The 14,033-nt window shown below is 73.4% G+C and carries 14 protein-coding genes and 1 riboswitch; of the genes, 10 read left to right on the forward strand and 4 right to left on the reverse strand.

The window, feature by feature from the left end:
• Positions 1 to 111 precede the first annotated feature (111 nt).
• Both ACFYX3_RS28610 and ACFYX3_RS28615 read right to left on the reverse strand, forming a co-directional pair.
• Positions 112 to 684 carry an HAAS signaling domain-containing protein gene (locus ACFYX3_RS28610; protein WP_389019079.1) on the reverse strand — a complete coding sequence of 191 codons (573 nt, stop codon included), beginning with the start codon at positions 682 to 684 and terminating at the stop codon, positions 112 to 114.
• On the reverse strand, positions 681 to 1,052 hold the full coding sequence (locus ACFYX3_RS28615; RefSeq protein WP_116160597.1) for a PadR family transcriptional regulator: 372 nt from the start codon (positions 1,050 to 1,052) through the stop codon (positions 681 to 683). Before ACFYX3_RS28615 ends, ACFYX3_RS28610 begins: the two co-directional genes overlap by 4 nt.
• Positions 1,053 to 1,115: 63 nt before the next feature.
• Between ACFYX3_RS28615 and ACFYX3_RS28620 the strand changes: the two genes are divergently transcribed.
• From ACFYX3_RS28620 to ACFYX3_RS28630, 3 genes are all read left to right on the forward strand, one after another.
• Positions 1,116 to 1,844 (forward strand): DUF2625 domain-containing protein, encoded by a 729-nt coding sequence (locus ACFYX3_RS28620; RefSeq protein ID WP_389019084.1) that lies wholly within the window; start codon positions 1,116 to 1,118, stop codon positions 1,842 to 1,844.
• Positions 1,845 to 1,944: 100 nt separating this feature from the next.
• The gene (locus ACFYX3_RS28625) at positions 1,945 to 2,949 is read left to right on the forward strand and encodes a helix-turn-helix domain-containing protein (RefSeq protein ID WP_389019087.1); all 1,005 of its coding nucleotides are present in this window, start codon (positions 1,945 to 1,947) and stop codon (positions 2,947 to 2,949) included.
• An 81-nt stretch (positions 2,950 to 3,030) separates the two neighbouring features.
• Positions 3,031 to 3,528, forward strand: a complete 498-nt coding sequence (locus ACFYX3_RS28630; protein ID WP_389019091.1) for a GNAT family N-acetyltransferase — start codon at positions 3,031 to 3,033, stop codon at positions 3,526 to 3,528.
• Positions 3,529 to 3,537: 9 nt separating this feature from the next.
• Here the strand turns inward: ACFYX3_RS28630 and ACFYX3_RS28635 are convergent, their stop codons facing one another.
• The gene (locus tag ACFYX3_RS28635) at positions 3,538 to 5,889 is read right to left on the reverse strand and encodes a YfhO family protein (RefSeq protein WP_389019095.1); all 2,352 of its coding nucleotides are present in this window, start codon (positions 5,887 to 5,889) and stop codon (positions 3,538 to 3,540) included.
• Positions 5,890 to 6,015: 126 nt separating this feature from the next.
• Between ACFYX3_RS28635 and ACFYX3_RS28640 the strand changes: the two genes are divergently transcribed.
• The 4 genes from ACFYX3_RS28640 to ACFYX3_RS28655 all read left to right on the forward strand — a co-directional run bounded on the left by ACFYX3_RS28640 (position 6,016) and on the right by ACFYX3_RS28655 (position 9,009).
• On the forward strand, positions 6,016 to 6,999 hold the full coding sequence (locus ACFYX3_RS28640; protein ID WP_389019100.1) for a glycosyltransferase family 2 protein: 984 nt from the start codon (positions 6,016 to 6,018) through the stop codon (positions 6,997 to 6,999).
• 81 nt (positions 7,000 to 7,080) lie between these two features.
• Entirely contained in the window at positions 7,081 to 7,725 is a 645-nt protein-coding gene (locus tag ACFYX3_RS28645) for a SurA N-terminal domain-containing protein (RefSeq protein WP_116160602.1), read from the forward strand.
• Positions 7,726 to 7,744: 19 nt separating this feature from the next.
• Entirely contained in the window at positions 7,745 to 8,707 is a 963-nt protein-coding gene (locus ACFYX3_RS28650; RefSeq protein ID WP_389019105.1) for a nucleoside triphosphate pyrophosphohydrolase, read from the forward strand.
• Positions 8,704 to 9,009 (forward strand): hypothetical protein, encoded by a 306-nt coding sequence (locus ACFYX3_RS28655; protein ID WP_389019109.1) that lies wholly within the window; start codon positions 8,704 to 8,706, stop codon positions 9,007 to 9,009. The genes ACFYX3_RS28650 and ACFYX3_RS28655 overlap by 4 nt, the downstream gene beginning before the upstream one ends.
• 9 nt (positions 9,010 to 9,018) lie before the next feature.
• Here the strand turns inward: ACFYX3_RS28655 and ACFYX3_RS28660 are convergent, their stop codons facing one another.
• Positions 9,019 to 10,230: a globin domain-containing protein gene (locus ACFYX3_RS28660; RefSeq protein WP_389019112.1), complete on the reverse strand. Its 1,212-nt coding sequence runs from the start codon at positions 10,228 to 10,230 to the stop codon at positions 9,019 to 9,021.
• 113 nt (positions 10,231 to 10,343) lie between these two features.
• On the opposite strand from ACFYX3_RS28660, the gene ACFYX3_RS28665 reads away from it, so the two are divergent.
• The 3 genes from ACFYX3_RS28665 to ACFYX3_RS28675 all read left to right on the forward strand — a co-directional run bounded on the left by ACFYX3_RS28665 (position 10,344) and on the right by ACFYX3_RS28675 (position 13,899).
• Positions 10,344 to 11,612 carry a cytochrome P450 gene (locus ACFYX3_RS28665; protein WP_389019246.1) on the forward strand — a complete coding sequence of 423 codons (1,269 nt, stop codon included), beginning with the start codon at positions 10,344 to 10,346 and terminating at the stop codon, positions 11,610 to 11,612.
• Between the two features lie 94 nt (positions 11,613 to 11,706).
• Positions 11,707 to 12,732, forward strand: coding sequence for a transglycosylase family protein (locus tag ACFYX3_RS28670; RefSeq protein WP_389019115.1), 1,026 nt, complete (start codon positions 11,707 to 11,709; stop codon positions 12,730 to 12,732).
• Between the two features lie 258 nt (positions 12,733 to 12,990).
• Positions 12,991 to 13,164, forward strand: a riboswitch (cyclic di-AMP (ydaO/yuaA leader).
• 3 nt (positions 13,165 to 13,167) lie between these two features.
• Positions 13,168 to 13,899, forward strand: a complete 732-nt coding sequence (locus ACFYX3_RS28675) for a transglycosylase family protein (protein ID WP_389019118.1) — start codon at positions 13,168 to 13,170, stop codon at positions 13,897 to 13,899.
• Positions 13,900 to 14,033 lie beyond the last annotated feature (134 nt).

Genomic DNA, 14,033 nt, shown 5'->3' on the forward strand with positions numbered 1-14,033 from the left:
GGTCGGGCAAGGGGGGTCCCTCGTGAGGGGCCCGGGCGAGGGGGCTCGGACGAGAGGGGCCCGGGCGAGGAGGCTCGGACGAGAGGGGCCCGGGCGAGGGGCCCCTTCTCCTCAGGCCGTCCTGGGCTGCGTACGGAACAGGCGCACCGCCGCCGTCGCCGGCAGGGTGATGCCCACGGCGAGGACGACGAGCAGCTCCGTCGGGCTGAAGCGGGCGGCCAGGAGGAATCCGCCGAGGGCGACCACGATCGGCGTCGCGAGGGTGAGGGCGGTCGCCAGGGTCTTGGTGCTCCGGTCCCAGGCGTCGGAGGTCCACAGCAGGGCGAGGCCCACGATCAGGGCGGCCACGGCGGGCAGGGAGCCGGCGATGCCGGCGAACCCGCTGAGGCCGATCAGGACCGCGGTGACGGTGTTCCGCGTCCGGGGCTTGACCTTCGGGGGAGTCGCGACGGCTGCCGTCTCCGGCTCCTCCGCGCGGGCCGCCGCCGCGATGGCTGCGGGGCTGCCGAGCCGTTCGAGGGCCGCGCGGACGGCCTGCGGGTCCTGCTCGTCCCCGACGGCGACCGCGAGGTGTTCGCGCAGGTCGGCGAGGAGTTCTTCACGGCGCCCCGCGGGCAGGAAGGACGCCTCCCGCTCGACCGTGGTCAGGTAGTCGGTCACGAGGGGGTGTTCGGTGTCGGTCATGCGGAGCCTCCGTGGGGTGCGGTCAGGAAGTGGTCGACGCCGTCGCGGAAGCGCGGCCAGCTCTCGGCGAACTCTGCGAGCGCGGTCCTGCCGGGCGTGGTGAGCGTGTAGTAGCGGCGGGCGGGGCCCGTGGCCGACTCGCGCAGCTCGGTGTCGACGAGCCCGTCGCGGCGGAGCCGGGACAGCAGGGGGTAGATCGTGCCCTGGCTGGTGGTCATGACGCTCACCGCGGCCAGCTCGTCGAGGATCTCGACGCCGTAGCGCGGGCCGTCGCGCAGCAGGGCCAGGACGCAGTACTCCAGTACGCCCTTGCGCAGCTGACTGGCGACCTTTCCGGTCGCCTCTGATCTTGCTTCGCCAGGAACCATGTAATGCAAGATACCTCCGGGAGGGCCGCCGATCAACGAAGAACGGCGTGCGACGATGGGCGTGTGCGTGAACTGAGCGAGCTGACCGAGGTCGACGAGCCGGCGTGGCCGCTGCTCGAAGCGGAGCTGCGGGCGGCGAAGGTGCCCGTCGAGGTCCTCGACGCCGACCCCGGGCAGGCGGCGGCCACGCTCCACCGGACGCAGGTCACCGTCCGCTCGTACCTGGGCGCGTTCCTCTTCCGCACCGGCGGCGCGCTCGTCGACGACGGCTGGCTGCGGGTGTACGGCAGCCCGGCCGCCCACAACGACCGGCGCCTGCCCGGCCTCGCCCGGGTCAACGGCTATCCCGACGCGCCCGACCCCGCCTGGCGGCCCGCAGGCGGGCTCGTCGTCGCGCACGACGTGCTCGGCGGGGTCTTCGCGATCCAGGGCGGCACCGCGGAGGAGACCGGACTGCCGGGCAGCCCCGGCGAGATGGTCTACTTCGCGCCCGACTCGCTGCGCTGGGACGCGATCGGCGCCGGCTACGGGGCCTGGCTGTCGTGGGTGCTCGCCGGGGGCGTCGAGGAGTTCTACGAGGGGCTGCGCTGGCCCGGCTGGCGGGACGAGGTGCCGAGCCTCACCGGCGGCGAGGGGCTCAGCCTCTACCCGCCCCTGTGGTCCGCCGAGGCGCACCAGGACCTGGCCGGAACCAGCCGCGCGGTGGTGCCCCTGGGGGAGCTGCTCGGCTTCGCGAAGGAGACGAGCCTGCAACTGGACGGTGTCGACCCGGGGTTCCTCGGCGACGCGTAGAGCCCCCGCGGCGCCACGCCGGGCGGGAAACCCTGCGACAAACGCCTTCGCGCCACTGCATTCTGGCCGCCGAAAGCTGGATCGACCGGGGGGTTGTGCGATGTGGTCAGTGGTCTCGGCAGGGGAGTTGCCCGCGCGGGAACGGTTCGACTGGTTCGCCGACCTGGTCTCGCGGGAGGTGATGCCCACCGCGCTCAGCGTCGAGCGGCCCGCCGACTTCCAGGCCGAGGCGGCCGTCCTGGACCTCAAGACCGTGCGCGTCGCGCGGTTCTCCTTCTCGCCCCTGCGGTCCCGCCGTACGCCCGCGCTGATCCGGCGCGGCGACCCGGAGCAGTACCAGCTGGGACTGATGCGGCGCGGCGCGACCGTCCTCTCCCAGCACCGGAACGACTGCAGCGTCGGCGCGGGCGACCTGGTCTTCTGGGACACCTCGCGGCCCTCCGACGCGGCCATGCCGACCGACGCGGGGCCCGTGCAGCTGACCATGCTGCAACTCCCGCGTGACGTGCTGCCGTTGCGCACCCGGCGGATCGACCGGCTGCTCGCCAGCCGGATCCCCGGCGGGCACGGACTCGGGGCGGTCCTCGCCGCCTTCCTCGCCTCCCTGGAGGGCCACGCCGGCCAGTGCGCGCCCGAGGACCTGCCGCGGCTCGGCTCGGTCGTCGTCGACCTCGCCGCGGCCTGCCTCGCCCAGAACCTCGACGCCGAGGAACAGCTGCCCGTGGAGGCCCGGGCGCGGGCGCTCCTCCAGCGGATCCACGGCTTCGTCGACGCCCACCTCGGCGACCCCGACCTCACGCCGGCCGCCGTCGCCGCCGCCCACCACATCTCCGTACGGACCCTCCACCAGCTGTTCCAGGCGCACGGCGACGGGGAGACCGTCCGGGCCCGCGTCCGGCGCCGCCGCCTGGAACGGTGCCGCGACGACCTCGCCCGCCCCGGCCTTCCGGTGCAGGCCGTCGCCGCGCGCTGGGGGTTCAGCGGACCGGCCGTCTTCAGCCGGGCCTTCCGGGAGGCGTACGGGCTCAGCCCCAGCGAGTACCGCGCGCTGAGCGTCAAGGAGGCCCGCGCGGGGCGCACAGCGGACCGGGCGACGGCTTCCTAGTCTCGGACCCGTTCGGCCGACGACGGGAGGAGGGACGACAATGACCGGGAACAACGGCCAAGGGATCTGGGACTTCGACGCGTGAAGACCACCACCGTGAGGACACGGCGGCTCGACCTCGTACCGCTCGCCGTCGCGCACGCCGACGAGATGGCCGGGGTCCTCGCCGACCCCGCCCTCCACGCCTTCATCGGCGGCACCCCGCTCACCGCGCCCGAACTCCGCGCGCGGTACGAGCGGCTGGTCGCCGGCTCGCCCGACCCGGCGGTCGTCTGGTGCAACTGGGTGCTGCGGCACCGCACCGAGGCCCGGCTCACCGGGACCGTACAGGCGACGGTCACCGACGACGGTCGCACCGCCGAGATCGCCTGGGTCGTCGGAACACCCTGGCAGGGCCAGGGCCTGGCCCGCGAGGCAGCCGAAGCACTCGTCGCCCTTCTCGTGGACCGAGGCACCCGTACGATCGTGGCCCACGTCCACCCCGACCACGCGGCCTCGGCCGCCGTCGCCCGGGCGTCCGGCCTCACACCGACGACCGAGCGACAGGACGGCGAGACCCGCTGGGAGCTGCGACGGTGAGCGCGGCCTTCAGTGAGGCGCGCGCCGGTTCCTGACCCGCACCACGACCACGCCCAGGAGTCCCAGTGCCGCCAGTGCGCCCGCGGCCAGGCCTGTGCGGAGGCCAGGGGGGCGGAACGTGCACGAGAGTTCGCCGTTCCGGGTCGGGGCGGCGAGGAGGCCGCCGTACGAGAGGGGCTTCGTGTCGTTGCACCGCCAGCCCGCGAGGCGCGGCGTCGCCACGACCGCCGTGCCCGGGGGGAGGGTGGCGCGGACGCCGTCCGAGGTGACCTGGATCGACGTGGCCGCCCGGGTGCGGAGGGCCGTCACCGCGGCGCGGAGGCGGTCGTGGTCCAGGCAGCCGAGTTCGCCGGGGCCCGGGAGGGTCGGCTTCAGGTTCGGGACGCGCTGGACGCCCAGGGACGTCAGGGCCGCGCGCCGCTTCGGCCGGCCGCCCAGGAGGTGGGTCTCGCGGTCGCCCAGGCGGGCCGTGCCCGTGGCGTCGGGGGCCCAGAGGAAGACCTCCGTGCCGACGCGGCACGCGCCCGCGTGCGGGGGCTCGTAGACCTCGGCGCCGAGGAGGAGTTCCTGGTTGCGGAAGGGGGACCGGCCGTAGACCGGGGGCGGGCCCGGAGCGCGTACCGTCACCAGCGGCAGGTACCCGTCCGTACGGACCACCTTGCCGTCCCGCCACCGCGCGCCCACCCCGAACAGCGCGTCCGTCACCGGGTTGTCCAGGCTCAGCAGGTTCCGGCCGCGCGAGGTCCAGCCGCCGCCCAGCGCGGCCAGGGTCTCCGTCAGGACCGCCGGGGTGTGGCTGCTGTAGTACGCGGCGCCCTGGCCGCCCAGGAGCAGCGGATCGTTGCCCGCGACCCGGGGCAGCCCGGAGTCCGTGCGGTACGCGGGCCAGCCGTCGGCCGCCGCGAGCGCCGCCGCCCGCCGTCCGTGCTCCGCGCCCCACGGCGGGTAGTCGTCGAGCCGGACCAGCCGCTCCCGGTCCGCGTACGCCGTCGTCGCCGCCGCCTGGCCGAGGAGGGTGCCTGACACGAGGAGCGCGGCGAGCAGTCCGTACCGGCCCCGGCGCGGGAGGAGCAGCGCGCCCGCCACCGCCGCCAGGCCCGCGCCCGCGAGGAGCAGCGACCAGGAGGTGACGAGCGCGCTCGGCAGCGCCCCGGCCGCGAGGGCCAGGACGACCGCCGTCCCGCCGAGCAGCGACCGCCGGTCCGGGAGGCCGTGCGCGAGGCCCGTCCAGGCGGCGAGCACGAGGACGCCGGACAGGACGAACGTCTGCCGGTACGGGCTGCCGTTCGGGGTGGCGAAGACGTGCCAGACGAGGTGCGTCGGGGCCCACTGCATCGACAGCGCCACCGCCGCGCACAGACCGCCCCACAGCCACCGCTCCCGGCCCGGCGCGTCCCGGCGGAACAGCAGCGCCCCCGCGAGCAGCGGCACCGCCGTGCCGACGAAGGCCGCCGGGGTCGCGAAGCTGTACGTCACGGGCAGCAGCCGGGCGAGGAAGTCCGTGCCGGCCGCCGGCACGAAGTCCCGGACCACGCCCGGGTAGGCGTGCCGGGAGCCGAGGAAGACGGGGACGAGGACGGGGGCCGCGAGGCCGGTCCCGAGCACGGTCGTCACCACGGCCCTGAGCAGGGTCCGCCACCGGAACGAGTCCGTGAGCGCCAGGCGGACCAGGAGCACGAGCGCGGCGCCCAGCGTCGCCATGTACGCCGTGTAGAAGTTCGCGAGCCAGCAGACCGCCACGACCAGGGGCCCCAGGAGCGGCCGCCGGCCCTCCCGTACCCACTCGCCCACCAGGCAGAGCAGCGGGAAGGCGATCAGGCCGTCCAGCCACATCGGGTTGTAGGTGCCCTCCGCGAGCGACCAGCCGCACAGCGCGTACGAGGCGCCGAGCACGGACGCCCACCACCACACGCCCGCCGGGCCGGTCCGCCGCAGCAGGAACGTCATCGCCGCCGCCGCGACCGCCGTCTTCAGGACCGTGATCCCGTACACCGCGTACTCGATGTCGCCGCGCGGGAAGAGCGCGACCAGCGGCGCGAAGGGGCTCGACAGATAGGTGCCGTAGTCGGGCAGGAAGCTCGTGCCCCAGCCGGCCTGCCAGTCGAGCAGCAGCCCGCCGTCCGCCCGGCCCCGCAGCAGGTCCCACAGGTGCGCGTGGAACGGCACGAACTGGTTGGCGAGGTCGTTCACGGCCCGGTGGCGCGGCCCGAAGGGGAACACCCGGGCGACGGCGTCCCCGCCGCAGACGGCGAGGACGGAGAGCAGCCCGGCGAGGGCGGGAGCGAGAACCGGTGACCGGGTGCCGGCGGGGAGGACGGCGGGGAGGGCGGTACGCGGCTGGGAGCGTGTGGCGTTCGGCATGACGGATCGAATATGACAGCGGACGGACTGGAATGGACGGGTCCGCCGGGCCAGTTCACGCGATGGTCTTCTGAAGGTCATCCACCCGGACCGGCCGGGACACCGGGCTCCGTTGTCGTGGGCCGCGTGCTGCTCTCGATCGTCGTCCCGTGCTTCAACGAGGAGGACGTCCTCGCCCGCTTCCACGACCACGTGACCGCCGAACTCGCCCGTCTCGACGGGGATTTCGAGCTCGTGTACGTGGACGACGGAAGCCGGGACGGGACCCTCCCGCTCCTCCAGGAGCTCGCCGGGCGTGACCCTGACCGGGTCCGCTACCTCTCCTTCAGCCGGAACTTCGGCAAGGAGGCCGCGATGCTCGCCGGACTCCGGCACGCCGCCGGCGACGCCGTCGTGATCATGGATGCCGACCTCCAGCACCCGCCGGAGCTCGTGCACCGCATGGTCGCCCTGCACGCCGAGGGGTACGACCAGGTCGTCGCCCGCCGCACCCGCGAGGGCGACCGGGTCACCCGTACCCTCACCGCCCGGATCTACTACTGGGCGATCAACCGGCTCGTCGACGTCGAGCTCGTCGACGGCGTCGGCGACTTCCGGCTGCTCTCCCGCCGCACCGTCGACGCGGTCCTCGACCTCGGCGAGTACAACCGCTTCTCCAAGGGCCTCTTCTCCTGGGTCGGCTTCCGCACCACGACGTTCTCCTACGAGAACGCCGTCCGCGAGCAGGGCCGCTCCAAGTGGACCTTCGGCAAGCTCCTCAACTACGGCCTCGACGGACTCCTCTCCTTCAACAACAAGCCCCTGCGGGCCGCCGTCCACCTCGGCCTCCTCCTCACCGTCGTCGCCCTCGGCTACGCGGCCTGGATCGTCGGCGACGCCCTGGTCAACGGCGTCACCACCCCCGGCTACGTCACCCTCCTCGTCGCCGTCACCGCCCTCGCCGGGGTGCAGATGGTGATGGCCGGGCTGATCGGCGAGTACGTCGGACGCATCTACTACGAGGTGAAGCGACGGCCGCACTATCTGCTGAAGGAGACGGGCGGAGGTGTGAATCCGGCCGACACCCGGGTGACGGGTGAGTCGTTGTGGGAAACAGTCGCTCCGAAGTAGTGGCTCCGGCCCCGGCGACTCCCTACCATCGATCACCGCAAGGTCGTTCAACTTGACGCACGACCAGCCCGGGAGGCTCCTTTGCACCGCCGCACTGCGCTCACCGTCTCCGCCGCCCTCCTCGCCGCGGGCCCGCTGCTCACCGCCTGCGGCAACGACGCCCACCCAGGAGCGGCGGCCGTCGTCGGCGGCGAACGGATCGAGGTGTCCAGCCTCCAGGCACAGGTCGAGGACGTACGGGACGCGCAGGCGGCCTCGCCGCAGTCCGCGCAGCTCGTCGCGGCGACCGGCGACCTCAGCCGCCGCAAGCTCAACGTCATGATCTTCGACCGGGTCGTCGACAAGGTCGCCCGGGACCACGGCGTCACCGCCACCCGCGCCGAGCTCCAGCAGACCCGGGACTCCTTCGTCCGCCAGGGCGGCGGTGAGGACCAGCTCAAGGCCGTCCTCCTCCAGGAGCAGGGCGTGGCGCCCGACCAGATCGACGACTTCGTCCGCCGCAACGTCCTCATGAACAAGATCGCCCAGAAGCTGGGCGTCACCGAGAACGCCGAAGGCCAGAAGAAGCTGACGGACGTCTTCTCCGCCGCCTCCAAGGACCTCGGCATCGACGTGAACCCGCGGTACGGCCGCTGGGACGACGCCCAGGTCCGGCTCTCCGACACCACGGCCCCCTGGCTCCGCCAGATCACCCAGGACCCGGCGGCCGTCCCGGCAGGGGCGTGAGCCGGGGTAGGTTCGAGGGGTGACTTCTGAGAGCCCCGGCCGCATCGTCCTGCTCACCGCCAGCCACCGCGTGGCGCCCGGACTGCTGTCCTGGCCCGCCTGGCAGGCGCTGCACGGAGCCGACCGGGTGCTCTGCCCCGACGAGGACCACCCCCAGCTGCCGTACCTGCGGGAGGCGGGCGTCGCCGTCGAGCACCTCCGGCCCACCGCGGAGGAGCTCGTCGAGGCCTGCGCCGGAGGCCGTACGGTCCTGCTGCTGCCCTCCGGCGAGGGCGACCGGACGCTGACCGACGGCCTCGCCCGGCTCGCCGGCTCCGGCCGCGTGTCCATGCCCGACCTGGAGCTGCTGCCCGGCTCGTACGACCTGCCCGGCGCCCGCCTCCTCGACCTCGTGCAGATCATGGACCGCATCCGCCGCGAGTGCCCCTGGACCTCGCGCCAGACCCACCAGGGGCTCGCCAAGTACGCCATCGAGGAGGCGTACGAACTCGTCGAGGCGATCGAGGAGGGCGACCGGCGGGAGCTGCGCGAGGAGCTCGGGGACGTCCTGCTCCAGGTCGTCTTCCACGCCCGGATCGCCGAGGAGGACGCGGAGGAGCCGTTCTCCGTGGACGACGTCGCCGGGACGCTCGTCGAGAAACTGGTCCACCGGCACCCGCACGTCTTCGGCGACGCGACCGCCGAGACCCCCGAGGACGTCCACGCGCACTGGCTGCGCACCAAGGCGATCGAGAAGCAGCGGGAGTCCGTCACGGACGGGGTGCCGCTCGGGCAGCCGGGGCTCGCGCTCGCCGCGAAGCTCGCGGGGCGGGTCCGGACGGCGGGCCTCGACGTGAAGCTCCCGGCGGCCGAGGGCATCGGCTACGAACTGCTCGCCCTCGCGGCCCGCGCCGACGCGGCCGGAGTGGACCCGGAGGCGGCGCTGCGGGCCGCCGCCCGCACGTACCGGGACGCGATCCGCGCGGCGGAGGGCCTGACGTGACGGGCACGCCGACGACGACCGCGCCGGCGACGAGCGAGCCGGGCTCGACCGCGTTGGGCTCGGCCGCGCCGGACCCGGCCGAGGAAGGCACGAGCGCGGCGAGTGCCCCGAAGAAGACGGTGCGGAAGTCGTCCTCCGACGACGCGCCCGGCCTCACGGCCATGATGGTCGCGTTGTTCGGCTGGGAGGCAGTGAGCGACGGCCACGCGGTCTGGATTCGGATCGTCGCCGCGCTGTTCACCCTGCTGGGCGTCGTGGATCTGGCAGGGGTCGCCGTGCGGCGGTGGCGCGCGCGGCGCTGACGCCCGGGCTCACGTCTCGCGCGGCGCCCGGGCCTCCGGGTTGTGCCAGAGGGGGGCCGGGGGGCCCAGGAGGCGTTCGGCGGCGGTGTTCGGGCGGGTGCCGAAGCGGCCGACGTACGGCAGGGTGTCGCGGTGGATCCGCGCCGGGTCGGTGCCCAGCTCCTCCAGGACCTCGGCGACCTCCGCCACGAACGCCGGCGGACCGGCGAGGTACACATCGTGCGCCGCCCAGTGGACGCACGCCCGCAGCGCCTGGAGCAGTCGCTCCGTCGCCTGGTCCCTGCGCTGGCGGGGCGCGGCCGTGATGTAGGTGACGCTGAGGCCGGGGAGGCGTTCCTTCAGGAGTTCGGCGTCCTCGCGCCCGTACAGGTACTCCTTCGCGCGGGCCACCACGAACAGCCGGCCCTCCAGCTCCGGCTCGGCCCCGGCGGCCTCCACGAGGAGGGCCCGCACCGGGGCCCAGCCCGTACCCCCGCATATATAGGTGCGCAGTCCGCCCGGCGGGGTCCGCGCGGTGAGCCCGCCGCCGGGGGCGCTGAGCCGCAGCACCTCGCCCGGGCCCGTCTCCTCGACCAGCGCCGTGCTCATCGCGCCGCCCGCGATCCGGCTCACGTGAAGCTCCAGCGTGCCGTCCGGGCGGGGCGCGTCGGCGAGGGAGTACGTGCGCCAGACGCGCGGGACCCGCAGCGAGCTGACGCCGACGTACTGGCCGGGGCGGAACGGCATCGGCTGCCGGGGGCGGAGGGTCAGGACGGCGAGGTCGTCGCCGTACCGCTCGTGCCGGACGACGTCCGCGTCCCACCACGCGGGCTCCCCGGCCGTCGCCGCCGTGTCGGCGCCCGCCAGCATCAGATCGGCGACGTGCCCGTACGCCTCGGTCCAGGCCTTCTCCGCCTCGATCGTCCAGACGGCACCGGCGGCGTGCGCGAACGCGGCGAGCAGGCTCTGCCCGACGGCCGCGTACAGCGCGGGGGAGGCGAGGAACTTGCGGTGGTCGCGGCCCAGCTGCCCGAGGTAGCCGGCGAGCCCGGGGTCCTCCAGGTGCGTCACCACGTGCGTGAGCGCCGCGAAGAGCCGGTCCCGCTGGGGAAGCATGTCCTCGGGGAAGAGCTCGCGCACCCCGGGGTTGTTCCAGAAGAGGTGCGAGTAGAAGAACGTGACGGCGTGCTCGGCCCGCCTCTCGACGACCGCGAACGTGCTTCTGAGCAGCTGGGGATCCACTGACAAGAATCTAGGGCACAACCCACACCGTTTGATCACATCTTCTCCGCGAATGGGCCGCAGGGGGCGCCCTGTACGGTCGTGCCGTGAGTACGACCCCCGGCCCCGCCCCCATGCCCGAGCTCTTCACCTGGGAGTTCGCGAGCGATCCGTACCCCGCCTACGCCTGGCTGCGGGAGCACGCGCCCGTCCACCGGACGACGCTGCCCAGCGGCGTCGAGGCCTGGCTCGTGACGCGGTACGCGGACGCCCGGCAGGCCCTCGCCGACCAGCGGCTCTCCAAGAACCCCGCGCACCACGACGAGTCCCCGCACGCGAAGGGGAAGACGGGCATCCCGGGCGAGCGCAAGGCCGAGCTGATGACGCACCTGCTCAACATCGACCCGCCGGACCACACCCGGCTGCGGCGGCTCGTCTCGAAGGCCTTCACCCCGCGCCGGGTCGCCGAGTTCACCCCGCGCGTGCAGGAGCTGACCGACCGGCTCATCGACTCCTTCGTGGAGCGGGGGAGTGCCGACCTCATCCACGAGTTCGCCTTCCCGCTGCCCATCTACGCGATCTGCGACCTCCTCGGCGTGCCGGCGGAGGACCAGGACGACTTCCGGGACTGGGCCGGGATGATGATCCGGCACGGCGGCGGGCCGCGCGGCGGGGTCGCCCGGTCGGTGAAGAAGATGCGCGGCTATCTCGCCGAGCTCATCCACCGAAAGCGCGAAGGCCTGCGGCAAGAAGGGGCGGACGACCTCATCTCGGGGCTCATCAAGGCCTCCGACCACGGCGAGCACCTCACCGAGAACGAGGCCGCCGCCATGGCCTTCATCCTCCTGTTCGCCGGCTTCGAGACGACCGTCAACCTCATCGGCAACGGCGTCTACCAGCTGCTGCGCCACCCCGGACAGCGCGAGCGGCTCCAGGCCTCGCTCGCCGCCGGGGAGACCGGGCTCCTGGAGACCGGCGTCGAGGAGCTGCTGCGGTACGACGGGCCCGTGGAGATGGCGACCTGGCGGTACGCGACGCGGGCGCTGACCATCGGCGGGCAGGAGATCCCGGCGGGCGATCCTGTGCTCGTGGTCCTCGCCGCCGCCGACCGGGACCCGGAGCGCTTCGACGGTCCCGACACCCTCGACCTCGCCCGGCGCGACAACCAGCACCTCGGCTACGGGCACGGCATCCACTACTGCCTGGGCGCGCCGCTCGCCCGCCTCGAAGGGCAGACGGCGATCGCGACGCTGCTGACTCGCCTGCCGGACCTGCGACTTGCCGCCGATCCGGCCGAACTGCGGTGGCGCGGCGGGCTCATCATGCGTGGTTTGCGGACGCTTCCGGTGGAGTTCTCCCCTTCCGTACCGGTCCTGGGTACTGAGGATCCGTCAGAAATGTGATCTTCGCGTGATCGTGGCGCCATCGACTTGTGACGGACGTTCGAATGCGGCTACGTTTCCCGGCAGTCTCAGCCGTCACGCGAAAGGCGTTCCTATGCGCTCCGGGAACGGACGACACCGTCGCCCCCGTCAGGCCCCCGCCCTCGTCGTCGCCGCGGGCGTGACCGGATCCGCCATGGCGCTGCCGCTGCTCGCCACCGGATCCGCCTCCGCCGCCGACGCCCCCACCTGGGACCGGGTCGCCGAGTGCGAGTCCGGCGGCCAGTGGAGCGCCAACTTCGGCAACGGCATGTACGGCGGCCTCCAGTTCACCCAGGACAGCTGGGAGCGGCACGGCGGCCTCGCGTACGCGCCCAGCCCCGACCTGGCCAGCCGCGCCCAGCAGATCGCGGTGGCCGAGAAGGCGCTCGCCCAGGGCAGCACCGAGTGGGCCACCTGCGCGCCGATCGCCGGCCTGAAGAACGACGGCAAGGCCACGGGCGTGAACCCCGGTCCGGCCGCCGTCCCGACGACGCCCGCCGGACCGCTGCCCGAGTCCAACCGCACCGCGGGTGACGCGTCGACGGCCTCCTCCCCGCGGGAGGCGGTGTCCGCGACCCCGGCCGCGCCGACCGCTCCCGCGACCTCCGTCACACCGGGCGCGTCGACGACGGCTCCGGCCACGCCCGCCACGCCGGCGACCCCGGGTACCCCCGACGCGTCCGTTACGCCCGGTACGCCGGATTCATCCGACACGCCGAAGGGTGACGTGCCGTCGGCCACGCCCGGTACCGGCAAGCATCGCGGCGAGGCCGCGCCGGAGGAATCCGGCAAGCCGGACAGTTCAACTGAAACGGGCAAGCATGCGGCGGGTGTGGACAAGTCGGCCGACAAGGTCGACGCCACGCCCGTGACTGACGAGGCGAATGATTCGGGCGCAACGGACAGTCAGGACACTTCGGGCGAGTACACCGTGCAGCCGGGTGACAGCCTGTCCGGCATTGCGCAGGAGAACGAACTCCCCGGGGGCTGGACCGCGCTCTACGACGCCAACCGGAAGACGGTGGGCGTCGATCCGGACCTCATCCTGCCTGGTCAGAGCCTCGACCTGACGGCGGGTTCGGTACAGGCGGAAGGTTAGTTCGCGGTCTTATGTCCGGTTCTGGGCAAGTGAGACATGGGTCTCTTCGTCCCAACTGGCGTGTCACGTCCGCAAACTTTGCTCCCGTCACCTCTCACCTGCGCAAACACCGCCCACCGGAGGGCAAGCAGGGGCGATTTTTCCGCAATGCGCCTCTTTGAACTTCCGGTGGGTCTGTGTCTACGGTCGTCACCGCTCGCCACCGCGGGCCCCGTCGACCGAAACGCCGAATCCTGCCGTCGGCCGATGGGAACAGTCGTCGCGCAAGCGCCGAAGGCAGGAGTGGGGGACCCAAGGTAAGTGCCGGTCCCGGCCGTTGAGACAGACGGCCGACGATCGGCTTGGGGTGAAGCCGCGTGCAAGGACACGCGGCCGGGCAACTTTCCGGCCCGAACCCGACAGCTCACCTCACAGGCGTCGGTGAGGAGAATTCCCATGCTGTTTTCCGCCAAGGGCAAACACCGCCGTCCCTCCAAGGCCACCCAGGTCGTCACCCTCGTCGGCGTCACCGGCATCGCCGTCGCCGCCCCGCTGATGACCGCCGGCACCGCCTCGGCCGCCACCGCCTCCGAGTGGGACGCCGTCGCCCAGTGCGAGTCCGGCGGCAACTGGGCCATCAACACCGGCAACGGTTTCTACGGCGGCCTCCAGTTCACCAACTCCACCTGGGCCGCGTTCGGTGGCACCGCCTACGCCCCGCGCGCCGACCTCGCGTCGAAGTCCCAGCAGATCGCCATCGCCGAGAAGGTCCTCGCGGGCCAGGGCAAGGGCGCGTGGCCGAGCTGCGGCGTCGGCCTCTCCGGTGCCTCCTACGACGGCGGCGCCGCCGAGGCCCCGCAGCAGTCCGCCCCGCAGCAGAGCGAGCCCCAGCAGGCCGCCCCCAAGCAGCAGGCCGCCCCGAAGCAGGAGCGTCGCGCCGAGCAGCCGACCACCCGCAGCGAGCACCGCGCGGCCCCGAAGGCCGCCAAGAAGACCGTCACCACCCCGACCGGCAAGAAGGTCGAGAAGGGTGACGGCGAGTACAAGGTCGTCACCGGTGACACCCTCAGCAAGATCGCCGAGGCACACCACGTCGAGGGCGGCTGGGCCAAGATCTTCGAGCTGAACAAGGGCGTCGTCGAGAACGCCGACCTCATCTACCCGGGTCAGCAGCTCCACCTGAAGTGACCCCGGCGGTTCGCGTGAGTCCGGCGGCTCACGCGGCCCCGACGACCCTCCCGCGGTGACCACCCCGGTCCGGCGCGCCTTTCCCCCGTGCGCGCCGGACCGGGGTTCCCTCTTATAGGGGAGCACTCCCCGCT

It is taken from the genome of Streptomyces sp. NPDC002463 (assembly GCF_042889835.1).
Lineage (GTDB): Bacteria > Actinomycetota > Actinomycetes > Streptomycetales > Streptomycetaceae > Streptomyces > Streptomyces nymphaeiformis.